This is a genomic window from Helicobacter cinaedi CCUG 18818 = ATCC BAA-847 (assembly GCF_000155475.1).
GTDB classification, from domain to species: Bacteria; Campylobacterota; Campylobacteria; order Campylobacterales; family Helicobacteraceae; genus Helicobacter_C; species Helicobacter_C cinaedi.
Map to the genome: position 1 here is coordinate 525,294 of NZ_DS990391.1, position 17,078 is coordinate 542,371.

Consider the following 17,078-nt stretch of genomic DNA (forward strand, 5'->3'; position numbering starts at 1 on the left):
CTAAAAGAGATTTTTCGTTTGCTACGCAAACTCAAAGCGAAGCTTCTTTAGAAAATGACAAGGGATATTTCGCTAACGCTCAATATGACAAGCAAAGTGCGGTTTCTTAAAAAAACAAGCAAAGCAAAGTTTCTTTGAGAGAACAAAGCGTAAGTTTTTTTAGACACACAAAGCCTAGTTTCTTTGAGAAAATCCTGCAATTATCAATCTTTGGCTACAATTTTATGCAGTAATTACCAAGCTTTTAAAGGATACACAATGCAAAAAGCAACACACAAAGAGCATAATCTACTACAAACCTTGCAAGAGAAGTTTCAAAGCATAGAGAATCTTCGCACTCTAGCCATAGATTCTAATAGAGAGCTTTTAAGCTTTTTGCTAGAAAATGCCGAGTTTAGAGAGCGGTTTTTCACTAGAGTTGATAGCGTAGCAGTCTTTGAAAAGGATAAGTTTTTAGACTTTTTAAAGCTTAGAATGCTTAATAAATCCTACACTGCTTTTAGTAATAAAATCGGTTTGCAGTTAGAATCTAGCTTTGAAAACACTTCAAAAGTCGTGCTAAACTTCCCCTTTAAAGACTGCGTTTTAAAGGGCGCACAAAGCAAAGATGAGCAAAAGAGCAAGGAAATATTTTTTAATGAAGTGTTGGCTAGAAGTGAGATTGATATTTTATTTTCTCCAAAAGCTTTGCAAAATTTTGAGCTTATAGGGCAAGGGGATTTAAAAGAAAATCTTAACAATGCTAATCTCTTAATCAAAGGCAATAACCTTTTAGCTCTGCACTCTTTAAAAAAGAAGTTTGCAAATCAAGTAAAACTTATTTATATTGACCCACCTTATAATACAGGCAATGATAGCTTTAATTATAATGACAACTTCAATCACTCCACTTGGCTTACTTTTATGAAAAATCGCCTTGAAATCGCAAAAGAGTTTTTAAGAGATGATGGCGTGATATTTATACAATGCGATGACAACGAACAGGCTTATTTAAAAGTGCTAATGGACGAATTTTTTGGGCGGGAGAATTTTATTTGTATGATTACTTGCAAAGTTAAAGCACCTAGCGGAGTTGGTAGTGGAAAAGAAGCTTTTTTTGATTGTGCTGAGTATATATTATGTTATGTTAAAAATAAATCTGCGAGCGATTTAAAAACTTTAAAAATTGACACTTCTGTTGTTGGTAGCGATTGTGATAAAACGAAAGATAATTACAATAAAATTTTTACAAAATTTGATTTATCCAAAAAAACTAAACTACCAAATTCAAATAATATTTTTTATCTCAATAAAGAACATTATGAGATAGAGAATATTTCAAAAAAAGATAGATTAAAAAGCTTTTATTTTGAAAATATCAAAAGTATTTTTAGAACTGCTCCCAATGATGAAAAAACAATTCGTGGAATAATTGCAGATTCTGGAATAGAAGCTGATTTTTTCATTGTGGAAAAAGATGATACTGTCAATTTTATTTTCAAAAATGAAGATGTGCTAATGCTTGAAAAATTTTGCAGAGTAGATATAAAAAATAAAGTTGTTATAAAAATGGATTATTTGACAAATATTTTCACAGATGATTTTTGGCAGGGTATATCAAAAGAAGGACAAGTAAAACTTAAAAATGGTAAAAAACCAGAAGCACTTTTAAAACGCATTATAGAAATATCCACGCAAGAAAATGATTTAGTAATGGACTTTTTTGCAGGAAGTGGAACGACTCTAGCAGTAGCTATGAAAATGAATAGACGCTGGATAGGGATAGAGCAAATGGACTATATAGAATCTATCACAAAAGAGCGGCTTAAAAAGGTGGTAGCAGGGGAGCAAGGAGGGATTAGTAAAGCGGTAAATTGGCAAGGAGGTGGGAGCTTTATCTACTGCAAGTTAATGCCTTTGAATGTGGTGTATAAAGAGAAAATACAAAATTTAGCTTGTCATACTGCCCCTTGTCATACCAAGCCTTGCGAAGTATCTAAAAATGTAGAATCTACAAAAGATTTGCATAAAGATATTTCGCTATCGCTCAATATGACAAGTATAGAAAAAGAGCTAGAAAAAATCTACAACGATTTAGAATCTAAAGCCTTTGTAGATTATAGAGTGGATATACAAGCAATGCTAAAGGATAAAGAATTTTGCGCATTAAGCCTTGATGAGAAACGAAAGGTTTTATATGCGATTTTAGATTCTAATATGGATTATGTTTTGTATGATGATATAGATGATAGTGAGTATGGGGTAAGTGATGAACTAAGGGAGCTAAATAAAATCTTTTATGGGGAAAATGATGAGTGAAAATACACAAAAGCTACAAGACCAAATTGCAAAAGAATATGGCGAAAGGCATTTGAAAAAGCTTGAAATCCCAAGCTATATCACAGATAATCTAAGCAAAGAGCTAAGAGAGTATCAAAAAGAAGCATTAAAGTATTATCTCGCACAAAGGGAACTTATCGCTGATAGTGAGAGTAGCATAGGCAAAAGTGAGAGTAATCACTATGGCAATCACTTAATGTTTAATATGGCAACAGGCAGTGGGAAAACGCTCATAATGGCGGCGTTAATGCTGGACTTGTATAAAAGGGGATATAGGGAGTTTGTGTTTTTTGTGAATTCTAATGCGATTGTGGAAAAGACTAGGGATAATTTTTGCGATAAAACAAGTAGCAAATATCTCTTTAGTGAGAGTATTATCATAGATTCTAAACGCGTGGAAGTAAGGAGTGTGGATAGCTTTAGTGCGTGTGATAGTGAAAGCATAAATATAAGCTTTAATACCATTCAAGGACTGCATTCACTTTTTACCCAAGAGAGAGAAAATAGCCTAACTTTAGCGGATTTAAAAGGGCGTAAAATCGTGCTTATCGCTGATGAAGCACATCATCTAAACACAGATACCAAAAGTAAGCTAACTAAAGCACAAGAAATAGAAAAGCAAAGCTGGGAGGGGACGATAAAAAGTGCTTTAGGGCAAAATAGCGAAAATCTCTTGCTAGAATTTAGCGCGACAATCTCAAATGATGAAAGCGTCCTAAACAAATATAGAGATAAAATCGTGTATGAATACGCATTGAAGCAGTTTTATAACGATAGATATAGTAAGAAAATCTTTTTAGTCAAATATGAGAGCAGGGAGCTAAAGGAGCTATTTTTAGGAGCGTGTATTTTGAGCCTTTTTCGGCAGTTTGTAGGCAGAGATTCTAGCGTGTATGTCAAGCCTGTGATACTCTTTAAAAGTGGGAGTATCGCTAAGTCAAAAGAGAATGAAAAGGACTTTTATGAGTTTTTAGAAAAGCTAGATTCTAAAGAGATTGAGAGATTTTTGCAAAATGTGGATTCTAGTGGAGATGAGCTACTGCAAAGGGCAAAGGGCTACTTTGAAAAGGCGTTTGAAAACTACGCGGTAAAAGTAGCGGAGCATATAAAGGCTAGTTTTGATAAAAGCTACTGCATAAATATGAATGATGAAAAAGACTTAGAAGCAAATCAAAAAAGAGTCAATACTCTAGAATCTAGAGATAATGCTTTGCGCGTGATATTTGCCGTAGATAGGCTAAATGAGGGCTGGGATGTGCTAAATCTCTATGACATCGTGCGACTTGATAATGCTAAGGATAATAATAAAACAACGAGCAATGCCCAGCTTATAGGGAGAGGGGCAAGGTATTATCCCTTTTACTATAAAGAGGGCTATGAAGTGGATAAAAGGAAGTTTGACAATGAGCAAAATGCCTTAGATGTGCTAGAGGCTTTAAGCTATCATTCCTTTAATGAGAGTAGCTATATCACTGCTTTACAAAAAGAGCTAGAAAATCAAGGCACACCCGCACAAGATACAAGGAAACGCTATATTCTAACCCCACAAGAAAAGGCACTCACACTTGCAAGGGAGTTTGCTAAAAATGCGACACAAGATTCTAAAGATGTTGCTAAAGATATTGCAAGACACGATGAGAATCTAAGCTTACCTATAATGAGCAATGATATAAGAAAGCTTAAGGAAAATGAGAGTTTGTTTCACAAAGCAAAAGAGATAGAAAATACTATAAGCACACTCTCTATACCGCTACTAGGAAGCAGGGAAAAATCACAAGTAGAAGCCTATAAAAAGCAAGAATTTAGCGAAGATGAATTTGCTATAAAGAGCTTAAAATCTATCAATGAAGCCGTGTTTCTAAAGGCGATGAATAAAGAGAACATAGGCTTTAATATGCTAAAAAATCTGCGTGAAGTGGGGAGTAAGAGGGAGTTTATAGAGAAGCATTTATATACGCTAGAAGTGCGATTTCACAAAAAGCAGGAATTTAGCAGAGCATCGCAACTGCATATCGCAACTTTCATAGTAAAAAGGCTAAAAGAGATTCTAAACGCTAAGGGTGCAAAGTGGGAGATAGAGCCATTTAGGATAAAGTATTTTACGCTAAGGGCTAGAGATCTATGGAGTGAAAAAGAGCTAGAAAAAAGCAAATATCAATGGCTAGTGTATGACAAAATGCTAAAAGCGGATTCTAGCTATGAAGGGGCGTTTTTAGACTTTATCAATGGCTATAAAGATAGGCTAGATGAAACATATCAGCACTGGTGCGTGATACGCAATGAATGCTTTAGCGAATTTAAGCTTTTTGGCAGGGATAATGTGGGGGAAGTGCGGGGGTTTAACCCGGATTTTGTGTTTTTTGGTGTGAGTGGGGATAATAAGGAAGTGCTATTTGAATGCGTGATAGAGGCTAAGGGGGAGCAACTAGAATCTAATGATAAGTGGAAAGAGAATCTTTTGCTAGATTTAGAGAGCGAGCTTGTAAGCGTGAGAGAGAGGGAGAAGAATGCTAAGAATCTAAGGCTAAGGGGACTTGGGTTTTTTAGTAAAGCAAAAGAAGAAGATTTTAAAAAAGAATTTAGAAAAGTGGTGCTAGGGGCGTAAAAGGAATGAGAATCTATAAGGGTATAAATTTAGCTTAAATCTTTATGCGATAAAAATGCTATAAAGGACAACAAATGGCATATACAATCATAGAAGTTGAGAGAGCGACAAATATCCCTTCAAGAAAGATAAGATTCTGGCTTGATAAGGGGCTATTCCCCTTTGTGGAACGCGATGAAAATGGGGTGCGTTATTTTGCAAAAAGTGATATTGTGTGGGTGGAATGGGTGGATTGTTTGCGGAGTTGCAGTATGAGTATAGATGACATTAAGCATTATATTAAGCTTACAATGGGTGGCATAGAGACTGCAAAAGAGAGAAAAGAGCTATTAGAGCGGCATTTTGATTTGTTAAACAAAGAGCTTGAAATCCTGCATATCGCCCGTAAAAAAATGAAGATGAAAATCGCCCTGTATAATGAGATGATAAAAACAGGCATTGACTATCTAAATCCAAACAACACGACATATCAATGGTCCCTAGATTCTAAGGGTAGGGCAAAATAAACACGCTTTAGATTCTATATGCAGAATCTAAAAAACCCACGCAGGCAATGCTTACGCAAATATTGTATAATTTTGCTTTGATAATCTTTGCTTAGAATCTTTTAAATTGAAAGGCTATAATGTTTTCTCTCTCAAATCGCCGCTATACAGGAGCTAAAACAAAGCTTTTAAATGCCATTGATGAAAGCATTTTGCAAGTGTTTGATTATAAAATTAAGAAAAATCTTAGCTTTTTTGATGTGTTTGGTGGCACAGGGGTTGTGAGTGAGTATTTTGCTAAAAAGAAAGAGTTCAGTCATATTATCATCAATGACTTTTTACACTCAAATTTCATCATTTATCAAGGATTTTTTACGCAAGATTCTGTGGTATAATCCCTACAAAACACAAAGGCAAACAATGAATCTCTATATTCTCACAGAAGAGCGACCAAAACAGGAAGTGTTGCATACTGTCATTACGAGATTTTTACAGGATAAAAAGTTTTGTGCTTTTATAGATACGCTTAAGATTTTGCCCATTGTTAAAGAGAATTGCTTTACCTTTAGTTATGAGATTCTAGGCGTGTCGTGCAATGGGCTTAAAAAAATCTATGTCAAAATTGTAAGTGGGACGAGTAGTTTTTTTGAATATTTGTGTGTTTTAGGTTATGTTATAATAAACGGAAAATTGAGGTAAAGAATGACAAAATCTATTGATGTAAGCACCAACAATTTATTAAATAATTTTTATATTGATGATTGTGTGCATTTTATGCAAAAGAGAATGCACGACAATAGTGTTGATTTAGTTGTAACTTCTCCACCATATGATAACCTAAGAGATTACAAGGGGTATAATTTTGAATTTGAGAGTATAGCAAATGAAATTTTTAGGATTGTAAAAAAAGGGGGAATTGTTGTTTGGGTTGTTGGTGATAAAATCAAAAACGGAAATAAAAGCTTGACAAGTTTTAAACAGGCCTTATATTTTCAAAAAATTGGATTTAATGCACACGATGTTATGATATATGCGAAAAAAAACACACCTTTTATGCGTTCAAATGCCTATACTAATGGGTATGAGTATATGTTTATTTTTTCTAAAGGAAAACCGAAAACTTTTAATCCACTTAAAGAAAAAACCGCAAGAAATGGTTTTGAAATGTTGGTGGCAAATAAAAAATCAGATGGTAAGAATAATAAAGTTCTTAAAGAATTGAAACAGGAAAAGACAAAGACAAATATTTGGTATTATGCCGTAGGGCTTGGTGGAACAACAAATGATAGAGAAGCTTTTAAACACCCAGCTATGTATCCCGAACAACTTGCTCTTGATCATATTTTGTCTTGGAGTAATGAGGGAGATATTGTATTTGACCCAATGTGTGGCTCTGGGACAACTTGCAAAATGGCTTTTTTAGCTAAGAGAAATTTTATAGGAGTAGATATAAGTTGGGAATACATTGAAATAGCAAAAAAAAGACTAGATAAATATAAGGAGTAATTTATGCTTTTAAATATTGATAATTTTGTGATTGCAAATAAGCAAATTGGTAGTGTGGTAAAAAATTCTGTTGGTATTGTCAAGGCTATTAATGGAGAATCTGCAATGGTTTTATTTATAGGTGTCAATGAAATTAAAAAAGTAAATTTTGAGAATTTAGAATCAATTGACATTTACAAAACTGGAAAAGGATTTGATTGTAAAATATGCAATATTTGTCATATTTTGAAAGATACTGGTAGTTTTGAAATTAATCAAACCGATGCAAAGGGTAACAAAACCACTAGACCAAGTTGCAGAGAGTGTAGAAAACATATTGATGGCGTAAAGCTTTCTAATAATGAAAAAAAGCGAATGGACAAAATTGCACCACCTAAAGGCAGTATTTTTACTTGCCCAATTTGCGAAAAGAGAAGTATTGTAGGAGTAACAGCAAATCTTGTCAGGGATCACAACCACGAGACAGGTGAAGGTAGGGAATGGATATGTGATAGTTGTAATACTGGACTTGGCAGATTTAAAGATAACCCAAAGTTTTTGGAGAAAGTGATAGAATATTTAAGAAAATATGAGAAGTAATGCACCATATCAAATCTCCGCTCAATTACATTGGCGGAAAATACAAAATCTTATCCCAAATCCTACCTTTATTTCCTAAAAGAATTGATACTTTTATAGATGTATTTTGTGGGGGTTGTAATGTAGCAGTTAATGTCAATGCCAAGCGAATTTTGGCAAATGATAATTTAAGTTATCTTATCGCTCTTTTAAAATTTTTACAACAAAATCCTTTAGAAAAAACACTGCAAGAAATAGAGCAAATCATACATTTTTATGCTTTAAGCAAAGAAAATGCAGAGGGTTATAAACTTTTAAGAGATGATTATAATACCCGTAAGCTTCCTTTAAAATTACTTGCTCTTATTGCCTTTAGCTTCAATCATCAAATACGCTTTAATAATGCCCACCATTTTAACACCCCTTTTGGCAGAAATCGCTCAAGTTTTAACCCACAAATGCAAATCAATCTCATCGCTTTTATACAATCCTTACAACAAATAAATATCACACTTTTTAGCCTTGATTTTAGTGAAGTTTTTAGCACTTTAGATTCTATGCAAGATAAAGAAATATTTGTGTATTGCGACCCACCCTATCTTATCACGCAAGGCACTTATAATGATGGCAAAAGGGGCTTTAGTGGCTGGAATGAAAGCTTAGAAAAAGATCTTTTAAATTATCTTAGCAAACTAGATTCTAAAGGTATTCTCTTTGGACTTTCAAATGTCCTTACCCATAAAGGAAGGGAAAATAAGCTTTTAAAAGAGTGGTTAGAAAAGCATGATTTTTATATCCACACCATACAAGCACACTATACAAATGCAAATTATCAAGCAAAATATAGGGATAAACAACATACGCAAGAAGTATTCATTACAAATTACAAGGCGGATAATGCGTTTTATTGGCAATAAAGAAAAACTAGCTCCTATCATTTATGACTTTTTACAAAAACTTGAGCTTATTAAAACACAAAAACAAAGCTTTTTTGATGTTTTTAGCGGTAGTGTGAGTATGGGGAAATTCTTTAGACAAAAAGGTTTTAAAGTATATAGTAGTGATATGCTGTATTTTTCTTATGTTTTGCAAAAAGCCTATTTAGAGTATAAAAGTCCAAGCTTTAAAAAGCTTTTGCCACTTATAGAAAAACAATCTTCACAAAATAACGCATTTTTTAACACCCCTTATGAAAAGGTGCTAAATTTTTTAAATTCTTTGCGTGGTGTGCAAGGCTTTATCAGCACACATTATGCACCCAGTCCCATAAATGCAAGAATGTATTTCACACAAGAAAACGCACAAAAAATAGATGCTATGCGTTTGCAAATAGAGCAGTGGAAAAATGACAATCATATCAACGAGAGTGAGTATTTTATCCTCCTTGCCACACTTTTAGAATCTGTGTCTTTATTTGCAAATGTGGCAGGTGTGTATGCGGCATTTTGTAAAAGTTGGGACAAAAGAGCTTTAAAGCCTTTTTCGTTAAAACCTATTGTGTTTTTGCAGGGCATAAGTGGGAAGTGCTTTTGTGGCGATAGTGTAAAGCTTTTGCAAAGTTTTAAAGAGTCCATTGATATACTTTATCTTGATCCACCTTATAATCAAAGACAATACGCCCCAAATTATCATTTACTAGAAACCCTTGCAAGATATGATAATCCTAGCATTAAAGGTGTGGCTGGAATGCGTGAGTGGGGGAAGCAAAAAAGCCTATTTTGCAACACAAAAACTGCTTTAATACAGCTAGAAAAGATTGTAAAATTACCTTGCTATAAAACCTTAGCATTAAGCTACAATAGCGATGGAATTATGCAAAAAGATTCTATTTTCAAGCTTTTAGAATCCTTTGGTAAAGTAAGTTTTTATGAAATTCCTTATAGACGATTTAAAAGCAACGCTAAAGTGCGAAAAAATGATGTATTTGAATACTTATGGGTGCTTGAAAAATTTTAATTGCAATTTGTGAAGAAATTTTTACAATTAAACAAAACACATATCAAAGGAATGCAGATTCTGCCCCTAAGTACAGATGATTTAATTAAAATCTTAGAATCTTGCCTAAGCTACAACACCCTATGCCAAAGTTTAAACAAGCCCTTAGCAGTAGTGAAACTTGGGGTAGTAAGTGGTATCAAACCCAGATTCAAACAATGCTTGAAAATTTATAATAATCCTACAAAATTCACAAATCCCTTGACAAATACTAGGTGTCAGGCTTTATACTTTCACTTCACATTTATTTTTATACGAAAAGGAAAAAGATGAATCATAATTTTTTATTGTGGATTTTATGTTTTGGTGTATTTGGAATTTTAAGCACAGAGCTTGGAATGATGGGGATTATCCCCATTGTAGCACAGAAATTTAGCGTATCGATTGATGATGCGGGCTGGAGTGTGAGTGTATTTGCATTAATGATTGTGTTTTGTGCGCCTATTGCCCCTTTGCTTGGCTCAAAATTTGCCCCAAAAAAACTTATGCTTTTTTGTCTCGCTATCTTTAGCCTGACTTCCTTAGCGGCGGCGTTTGTGGATAGCTTTTGGGCGTTGCTTATCTGTCGTGCTATCCCTGCATTTTTTCACCCTATTTATATTGCCCTTGCCTTAAGTATGGCTGCTTCACTTGCTACAACCAAAGAAGAATCTCTTAAAAACACTGCTAAAGTGTTTGCGGGAGTTTCTGCTGGTATGGTTTTGGGTGTGCCTATTGCAAGTTTTTTAGGAGGGAATTATTCCTTTGCTTTTGCTATGGGGTTTTTCGCCCTTTGCACAAGCCTTGCATTTATTGCTACCCTACTTTTCGTGCCAAATATGACAAACAATGAAGCCCCCAAAATCACTACGCAATTAGAGATTCTCAAATTCCCATTTTTATGGGTGTCTATCTTTGCGGTTGTGTGCGTGAATGCTGGGGTTTTTGGATTTTATTCTTATTTTTCGGACTTTTTACATAGCATTACACAAGTGTCGTTTGATTTTATTAGCGTTGTGCTTGCGGTATATGGCAGTATGAATATCGTGGGTAATATCATCGCTGGAAAGGCACTAGCTAAAAATGCAAACGCTACCATTCTTGCGACTTTGCTTGGAATGATATGTTTGTATGCGTTGATATTTGTGTTTGCAAAGCAAGGGGTTGTGCTGCTTATATTTGCGGTACTGCTTGGAATCTTAGCAGGTGTTGTCAATAATGCCACACATTATGTGATAACACACCCCTATCCACAAGCCCCTGATTTTACCAATGGTTTATTTCTCTCAATCGCAAATATCGGCTTAAGCACAGGCGTGGCTCTATGCGGACTTTGCATTTCACTGCTTAATACGCAATACACCGCCCTTTGTGCCATTGTGCTTTTATCTATGGGTGTAGCTACAATGCTATTTAGAATGCGATTAGAGAAGGCATAAGGGCTAAGGGGGATTTAACTTTTGCTAGATTCCCCCTTGACAGACACTAGGTGTCAGGTTTTATAATATCATTCAAAATTATGTAAAAGGATTCAATATGCAAGCATTACTTATAAATGGCAGTAAAAAGTTTGGCAATGATGGCACAAGGCTTAATAGCACTTTGCAAAGCGTGGCAAAGGAGTTTTTAGAATCTAAGGGCTATAAGGTGCTAGAGACTATCATCGATAAAGGCTACACACCACGAGAGGAAATAACAAAAATTAAAGAATCTAGCCTTATTATTTATCAAATGCCTGCGTGGTGGATGGGTGAGCCTTGGATTGTGAAAAAATATATTGATGAAGTGTATCTTAATGGTGCTTCTATTTTGTTTGCAAATGATGGGCGAAGTCGTGCGAATGAGAGCTTAAAATATGGCAGTGGCGGACTAGCACGGGATAAAAAAGTAATGCTTAGTGTAACTTGGAATGCTCCAAAAGAAGCTTTTACAGAATCTAATGGCTTTTTTGAAGGCGTGGGCGTGGAAGGTGTGTATTTGCATTTACGCAAGGCACACGAGTTTTGTGCTTTTGCGTGGTTGCCGATTTTTATGTGTAATGATGTGGTGAAAAATCCGCAAATAGAGCGATACATAAGCGAGTATAAAGCACATTTGCAAAAGTATGTGAAAGGCTAGAATCTTAAAGCTTTGTAGAATCTAGCCCTTAAACACATAGCCTAAATACACGCATAAGATTCCACATATATTGGAAAATAGCATATAAAGCATTGTGGTAAGGATACAATGATTTTGCAGGAGTTTTAGCACTTCTAGGCTAAAGGTAGAAAATGTGCTAAATCCCCCAAGCAAACCGATAGTAAGAAATGCAAATAAGAGTGAATCTTGCCCTTTTATCATCGCCACACATAGCCCTATGCCAAAACACGCTAACATATTGATACAAAATGTCGCTATGAAGCTATAATGCAGATATTGACTTGGCAAAATAGATACAACACCATAGCCTATACAAAAGCGTAACGCCGCCCCTATGCCACCACCTAAGCTGATAAGCGCGAGTTTGGTTAGCATTTGTGTCCTTTTGTGAGAATTGTTTAGTATAGTTAGAGTAGCACGATAAACTGAAGGGGCTTTTAGATTTATAATTTACTCATCTTCTATTTTCGCCTCTCTTTTGCGATAGATTAAGATTCCAAAGCTTAGAAAAAGTAAAAAGGGCAGTAGCTCACACATTGTTTTTAACGCACTAAGAAAATCTATGCCATAGTTTGCCACCTGCACATAGAGTTTCAAATAATGGCTAATAGGCAAAATGATATGCCAAAAACTCGCAAAATTCCCCATAGAATTTACCGGAAAAGTAAGCCCTGCAAACGCAAAGCTAGGCGCACAATAAATCGCTGCCACAGCTAAAGCTCTCGTATGGTCTCTTAAAATCGCATAGGCAAACACGCCCACACTAGAATACGCTAAAATCGTAAGCAAAGCCCCGATGTAGAGTGTGATATAACTCCCACGAAAGCTAAAGCCAAGGAGATGAAAAAACAGCATCATCACACCCCACCAAAATGAAAAGATTCCCGCATAGGCAAAGACTTTGGTAAGGATATATAATCGTGCGTGGATTCCATCTGGCATTTGGGATTTTTTACCTTTGACAAAGCCCACATCAGCTTCATCTCTAGCTAGAGAGTTAATCACACATAAAATCACAAGCATAATAAGTGAGCAAGGCAGAATCCCTGTCAGCAGGAATTGCGCGTAGCTATTATTGATATTATAAAGTGGGGTGATTTGCATAAGGATAGGAGAGCTTTTTGCTAAAGCCGCATCAATATTATGCGTTTGGATAAGGTTTTTGCCAAGCTTTGCTTTGACATTACTTGTTAAAATAAGTTGCTTAAAAGCTCCTTCAATAGACTTTGCCACAAGCATAAGCTGGGCATTATAATAGATTGGAATCTCCGTTAAAATACCCTTTTTGCTATGAGATTCTAAGCCTTTTGGAAACACAACAATCGCATAAATCTGTGTGCTACTCATATCATCTTTAGCTTCACTTAGGCTAGAGTAGCTCCGCGTAACGCTAATAGCAGGAATGGCGGAGAGATTGCGTGTAAGCTCTTGGCTTAAAGGTGTTTTATCTAAATCCACTACGCCAATGGGTGCAGAACGCACAAAGCTTTGCGAAAATACCGCCCATATAAAAAGCCCTAAAAGCAAAGGTGCGAGTGTGCAAAGAAAGAGTGAAAATCTATCATTTAAAAAGCCATAAAATTCCCGCTTAAAAAAGCCTAAAATCGGCTTAAAATGCTCTCTCATTACATATCCTTGCTTAATTGAGCGTTTTTCTCACATTGCAAAAGCCATACAAACACTTCCACCACGGCATTATACATTTCAGGTGGGATATGTGAATCTAGCGGGATTTGTAGTAGGGACTGCACAAGCAGAGGGTTAGAAAATAATGGCACATCAAATTCCTTTGCTTTAGCAATAATCTTTAAAGCAATATCATTTTGCCCCTTTGCCACCACACGCGGGGCATTATCAAACTCCGCATTATAGGCTAGAGCCACAGCTTTTTTGTTCTTCAACTCATATTCCTTAATAGTTTAGATTCATCATATCAATATCACGCCACGAGAGTGCATTTTTGCTATTTCCACTCATATTCCGCAGGGTGCTTACCACGCTACGCGTGATGATATCAGATTCTAGATTCACTCTTCTGCCGATTTGATATTCACCAAAAAGCGTGTTTTTAAGCGTGTGTGGGATAATGGTAAGCTTAAAACCCTTTGTATTTGAAGTTGCAACTGAATCTACAATCGTTAAGCTTATGCCATCAACACACACCGAGCCTTTGGGTATCATAAGCTCAAGCATTACTTCATCTGTTTGTATAAAAAAATCACTTGAATCTGCATTGTGCGTAATGTGGTTAATTGTGCCTATGCCATCAATATGCCCTTGCACGATATGCCCATCAAATCTATCTCCAAGGCTTAGAGCCGGCTCCAAATGCACCTTTGCATTGGGAGTAAAATTTTCAATAGCGATGTGTTGTTTGGTGTGATTACTTAGCTCCATTGTAAGCCCCCCTTGAAAAAATGCAATAGCCGTTAGACACGCCCCATTAATCGCAATAGAATCCCCAAGCTTTGCTTGATAGTCTGTATAAATCTCAAGCGTGTTGTTAGTAAAGCTTTTTACCCTTGCGATTTCACGCACAAGTCCGCTAAACATTAATCTCCTTATTGTTTGTAAAGATATTTATGCTAAAATCTCGCCTTTTATTCTAACATAAATCTAGCACAAATAAACAAATTACAGGGTTGCAGAATGAGTATTCCATATATGATAGACACGCATTGTCATTTAGATTCTACGCGGTTTGATGAAGATTTAGATTCTGTCATACAAAGGGCGTTTTCACATAATGTCAAAAAAATCATCATTCCCGGAGCGGATATTCACACCTTGCCAAAGGCTAGGGAAATAGCTCATAAATATGAGGGCGTGTATTTTGCCACTGGGGTACATCCAAATGATATGGGCGGTTTTGACTTGCAAACATTACAAGAATATGCCAAAGACGAAAAGTGTATTGCCATCGGGGAATGTGGGCTAGATTATTACCGCTTGGCTGAATCTATTGAATCTGGTGAGGTGGGGCAGAATCTTGAAGAGATAAAGTTAAGGCAAAAAGAAGTCTTTATTGCTCAAATAGAGCTTGCCCTAAGCTTAGATAAGCCCCTTATCGTGCATATACGAGAGGCAAGTAATGATAGCTTTGAGATTTTACAAGGCTATGAAAACGCTAGGGGGGTGTTGCACTGCTATAATGCGGATAGAATCTTGCTAGGGCTTAGTCAAAGATTCTATTATGGCATTGGTGGGGTTTGCACCTTTAAAAATGCAAGGCGACTCATTGAAGCCCTGCCGCTTATCCCAAAGGAACGCATTGTGCTTGAAACTGACGCACCCTACCTTACCCCGCACCCACATCGTGGGGAACGCAATGAGCCTTATTTCATTCCATTGATTATGGCAAAACTCGCAAATGTGCTTGATATGAGCGAAGATGAAGTGATTGCCACAAGCACGAGCAATGCAGAACATCTCTTTAGAGAACTAAAAGGAGTATAAATGCGATTTGTAAAGATTCTTATTCTTTATGTAATGCTCCCTTGCCTAGCCTTTGCCACAGAAGATGACTTTTACACAATGACTTACAATAAAAATACAAATATTTTAAACTCATTTGGTGTGCATACAAGCTTTATGACAAGCATTGCCGATGATGAAAAGGCTCAAAGGATTAGAGATAGGTGGCAGTATTTTGTGCAGCGGTTTACCCAAAGCTATGAGTTTATTCCAACGCTTAGAAATATGATAGCTAAAGAGCAGATTCCACAGGAATTTTTATTTCTTGCTATGGCTGAATCTGAATTTGCACTCAATGCTAAAAGCTCAAAAAAAGCCATAGGGATTTGGCAGATTATGCCAGCAACCGCAAGGGGCTTGGGGCTAGAGATAAATGAATATATTGATGAGCGTAAAGACCCCATTAAAAGCACACAAGCAGCGACAAAATACTTAAAATATCTCTATGAATCCACAGGGGAGTGGTATCTTGCGGCAATGGCGTATAATTGTGGTTTGGGGCGGTTAAAAAGGGGTATTGAAGAAGCTGGAGGGGATTCTCGCATTGAAACACTACTTAATGATGAAGCTCAATATATCCCTGCTGAAACGCGTAACTATATCCGCACGATTTTGGCAATGAGCCTACTTTTTAATGATGTAGATTTTTTGAAAGCTCAAAATGCGGATTATCTGCTTAATCGCGGTGCGACAGATAGCATTGCAAGTGTTGATGTAAGGGGCGGTATATCGCTTAGTGCCATTGCTAAGAGTGCTAAGATTCCATTAAGTGAATTGCAAAAATATAATCGCCATTTTACCCGCTCTTTTCTCCCGCCGGGCAATAAACGCTACAATGTCTATCTCCCCTATGATAAGCTCCGCACATTTAAGCAAAATTTTGATGAAAAAAAGCACTCTGAATCTGTGTTTGTTACACATATTGTGCAAAAAGGCGAGAGCCTTAGCACCATTGCGAGTAACTACAAGATTCCATTAAGTGAGCTTAAAGCAGTCAATAATATCAAAGGCTCACATATAAGCATTAATCAAAAGCTCACTATCCCAAAGCTTAAGGGCAAAACCGCTACAATTGCTGATGGGCGGTAAAAATTGATGACAAACAAAAGGAGTAGTATGAAATTTTCTTATGCTGTATGGATTTGTATCTTTGCTGGATTGAGCTTTTTAGGCTGTGTGGAGAAAAGTGCAGAATGGAGTGAAAGCAGCACAAAAGCAAAAGGCTTTAATGATAGCTTTGATGACTTAGATGCCTTTAATCAAGGCATAACGCCAAATATCGGCGGCAACTCTATGCGAGAATCTCCAGCCATTCAAGAAGCCACAATGCGTCCTTATCAAGTCGCTGGGAAATGGTATTACCCCGAAAAGGTGAGCCTTGGGGATAAATTTGATGGGTATGCGAGCTGGTATGGGGCTGACTTTCACGCTAAAAAAACTTCTAATGGCGAAACTTACAATATGCACGCTCACACTGCTGCACACAAGACTTTCCCTATAAATACCGTTGTAAAAGTGCTCAATGTTGAAAATGGCAAAAGCACGATTGTGCGGATTAATGATAGAGGTCCTTTTGTGGAGGGGCGGATTATTGATTTAAGCAACGCTGCAGCAGAAGATATTGATATGGTGAAAGTTGGCACAGCAAAGGTGCGGTTAGAGATTATCGGCTTTGGCGGTGTGATTAACAAAGACAATAAGCAAGAAGCCCAAAATGTGCAAAGTGATGATGTGCTAAGCAATGAATTTAAAGTAGATAGCACGCCAAAATCTGTGAGTGGTGGGGCATTTGCTATCCAAGTTGGGGCATTTAGACGCAAAGAAGGCGCACAAGTTACCCAAGAGCGATTTTCACATATCCCACCTTATCAAAGCGTGATTCAGGAATTTGAGCTAGATAATGCACCTATTTATCGTGTGTTTTTGCGAGGATTCCAAAGTGAGCAGGAAGCCAGGGATTTTTTAAAGAAAAACACACAGATTCAGGGAGGCTTTTTTATCCGCGATTAGAATCTAGT

18 protein-coding genes are annotated in these 17,078 nt (G+C 36.5%); 14 read left to right on the plus strand and 4 right to left on the minus strand.

What is annotated here, in order from left to right:
• Positions 1 to 258 precede the first annotated feature (258 nt).
• From HCCG_RS02745 to HCCG_RS02795, 11 genes are all read left to right on the plus strand, one after another.
• On the plus strand, positions 259 to 2,298 hold the full coding sequence (locus HCCG_RS02745; protein WP_002955891.1) for a DNA methyltransferase: 2,040 nt from the start codon (positions 259 to 261) through the stop codon (positions 2,296 to 2,298).
• Complete coding sequence (locus HCCG_RS02750) at positions 2,291 to 4,924, plus strand: DEAD/DEAH box helicase family protein (protein ID WP_002955892.1); 2,634 nt, start codon at positions 2,291 to 2,293, stop codon at positions 4,922 to 4,924. Before HCCG_RS02745 ends, HCCG_RS02750 begins: the two co-directional genes overlap by 8 nt.
• A gap of 74 nt (positions 4,925 to 4,998) precedes the next feature.
• Entirely contained in the window at positions 4,999 to 5,430 is a 432-nt protein-coding gene (locus HCCG_RS02755; RefSeq protein ID WP_002955893.1) for a MerR family transcriptional regulator, read from the plus strand.
• Between the two features lie 119 nt (positions 5,431 to 5,549).
• Complete coding sequence (locus tag HCCG_RS02760; RefSeq protein ID WP_002955894.1) at positions 5,550 to 5,804, plus strand: DNA adenine methylase; 255 nt, start codon at positions 5,550 to 5,552, stop codon at positions 5,802 to 5,804.
• Between the two features lie 25 nt (positions 5,805 to 5,829).
• The gene (locus tag HCCG_RS02765) at positions 5,830 to 6,108 is read left to right on the plus strand and encodes a hypothetical protein (protein WP_015453864.1); all 279 of its coding nucleotides are present in this window, start codon (positions 5,830 to 5,832) and stop codon (positions 6,106 to 6,108) included.
• Between the two features lie 3 nt (positions 6,109 to 6,111).
• The gene (locus HCCG_RS02770) at positions 6,112 to 6,915 is read left to right on the plus strand and encodes a DNA-methyltransferase (protein WP_002955896.1); all 804 of its coding nucleotides are present in this window, start codon (positions 6,112 to 6,114) and stop codon (positions 6,913 to 6,915) included.
• 3 nt (positions 6,916 to 6,918) lie between these two features.
• Positions 6,919 to 7,494 carry an Hpy99I family type II restriction endonuclease gene (locus HCCG_RS02775; protein WP_002955897.1) on the plus strand — a complete coding sequence of 192 codons (576 nt, stop codon included), beginning with the start codon at positions 6,919 to 6,921 and terminating at the stop codon, positions 7,492 to 7,494.
• On the plus strand, positions 7,494 to 8,390 hold the full coding sequence (locus tag HCCG_RS02780) for a Dam family site-specific DNA-(adenine-N6)-methyltransferase (RefSeq protein WP_002955898.1): 897 nt from the start codon (positions 7,494 to 7,496) through the stop codon (positions 8,388 to 8,390). The genes HCCG_RS02775 and HCCG_RS02780 overlap by 1 nt, the downstream gene beginning before the upstream one ends.
• Positions 8,371 to 9,429 carry a DNA adenine methylase gene (locus HCCG_RS02785; RefSeq protein ID WP_015453865.1) on the plus strand — a complete coding sequence of 353 codons (1,059 nt, stop codon included), beginning with the start codon at positions 8,371 to 8,373 and terminating at the stop codon, positions 9,427 to 9,429. The genes HCCG_RS02780 and HCCG_RS02785 overlap by 20 nt, the downstream gene beginning before the upstream one ends.
• Positions 9,430 to 9,737: 308 nt before the next feature.
• Positions 9,738 to 10,886: an MFS transporter gene (locus tag HCCG_RS02790; protein ID WP_034547933.1), complete on the plus strand. Its 1,149-nt coding sequence runs from the start codon at positions 9,738 to 9,740 to the stop codon at positions 10,884 to 10,886.
• Between the two features lie 97 nt (positions 10,887 to 10,983).
• Entirely contained in the window at positions 10,984 to 11,565 is a 582-nt protein-coding gene (locus HCCG_RS02795; protein ID WP_002955902.1) for an NAD(P)H-dependent oxidoreductase, read from the plus strand.
• Positions 11,566 to 11,586: 21 nt separating this feature from the next.
• Here HCCG_RS02795 and HCCG_RS02800 read toward each other — a convergent pair whose 3' ends face one another.
• The 4 genes from HCCG_RS02800 to ribE all read right to left on the minus strand — a co-directional run bounded on the left by HCCG_RS02800 (position 11,587) and on the right by ribE (position 14,139).
• Entirely contained in the window at positions 11,587 to 11,961 is a 375-nt protein-coding gene (locus tag HCCG_RS02800) for a fluoride efflux transporter FluC (protein ID WP_002955903.1), read from the minus strand.
• Positions 11,962 to 12,036: 75 nt separating this feature from the next.
• Complete coding sequence (locus HCCG_RS02805) at positions 12,037 to 13,212, minus strand: ABC transporter permease (RefSeq protein WP_002955904.1); 1,176 nt, start codon at positions 13,210 to 13,212, stop codon at positions 12,037 to 12,039.
• Complete coding sequence (locus HCCG_RS02810; RefSeq protein WP_002955905.1) at positions 13,212 to 13,487, minus strand: EscU/YscU/HrcU family type III secretion system export apparatus switch protein; 276 nt, start codon at positions 13,485 to 13,487, stop codon at positions 13,212 to 13,214. Before HCCG_RS02810 ends, HCCG_RS02805 begins: the two co-directional genes overlap by 1 nt.
• Positions 13,488 to 13,497: 10 nt before the next feature.
• The gene (gene ribE / locus HCCG_RS02815) at positions 13,498 to 14,139 is read right to left on the minus strand and encodes a riboflavin synthase (protein WP_002955906.1); all 642 of its coding nucleotides are present in this window, start codon (positions 14,137 to 14,139) and stop codon (positions 13,498 to 13,500) included.
• Positions 14,140 to 14,250: 111 nt separating this feature from the next.
• Here ribE and HCCG_RS02820 point away from each other — a divergent pair, with 111 nt between their 5' ends.
• The 3 genes from HCCG_RS02820 to HCCG_RS02830 are packed head-to-tail and all read left to right on the plus strand — an operon-like array spanning position 14,251 to position 17,070.
• The gene (locus tag HCCG_RS02820; RefSeq protein WP_002955907.1) at positions 14,251 to 15,042 is read left to right on the plus strand and encodes a TatD family hydrolase; all 792 of its coding nucleotides are present in this window, start codon (positions 14,251 to 14,253) and stop codon (positions 15,040 to 15,042) included.
• Positions 15,043 to 16,149, plus strand: a complete 1,107-nt coding sequence (locus tag HCCG_RS02825) for a lytic transglycosylase domain-containing protein (protein WP_002955908.1) — start codon at positions 15,043 to 15,045, stop codon at positions 16,147 to 16,149.
• A gap of 27 nt (positions 16,150 to 16,176) precedes the next feature.
• The gene (locus tag HCCG_RS02830; RefSeq protein WP_014667403.1) at positions 16,177 to 17,070 is read left to right on the plus strand and encodes a septal ring lytic transglycosylase RlpA family protein; all 894 of its coding nucleotides are present in this window, start codon (positions 16,177 to 16,179) and stop codon (positions 17,068 to 17,070) included.
• The last annotated feature ends 8 nt before the right edge of the window (positions 17,071 to 17,078 follow it).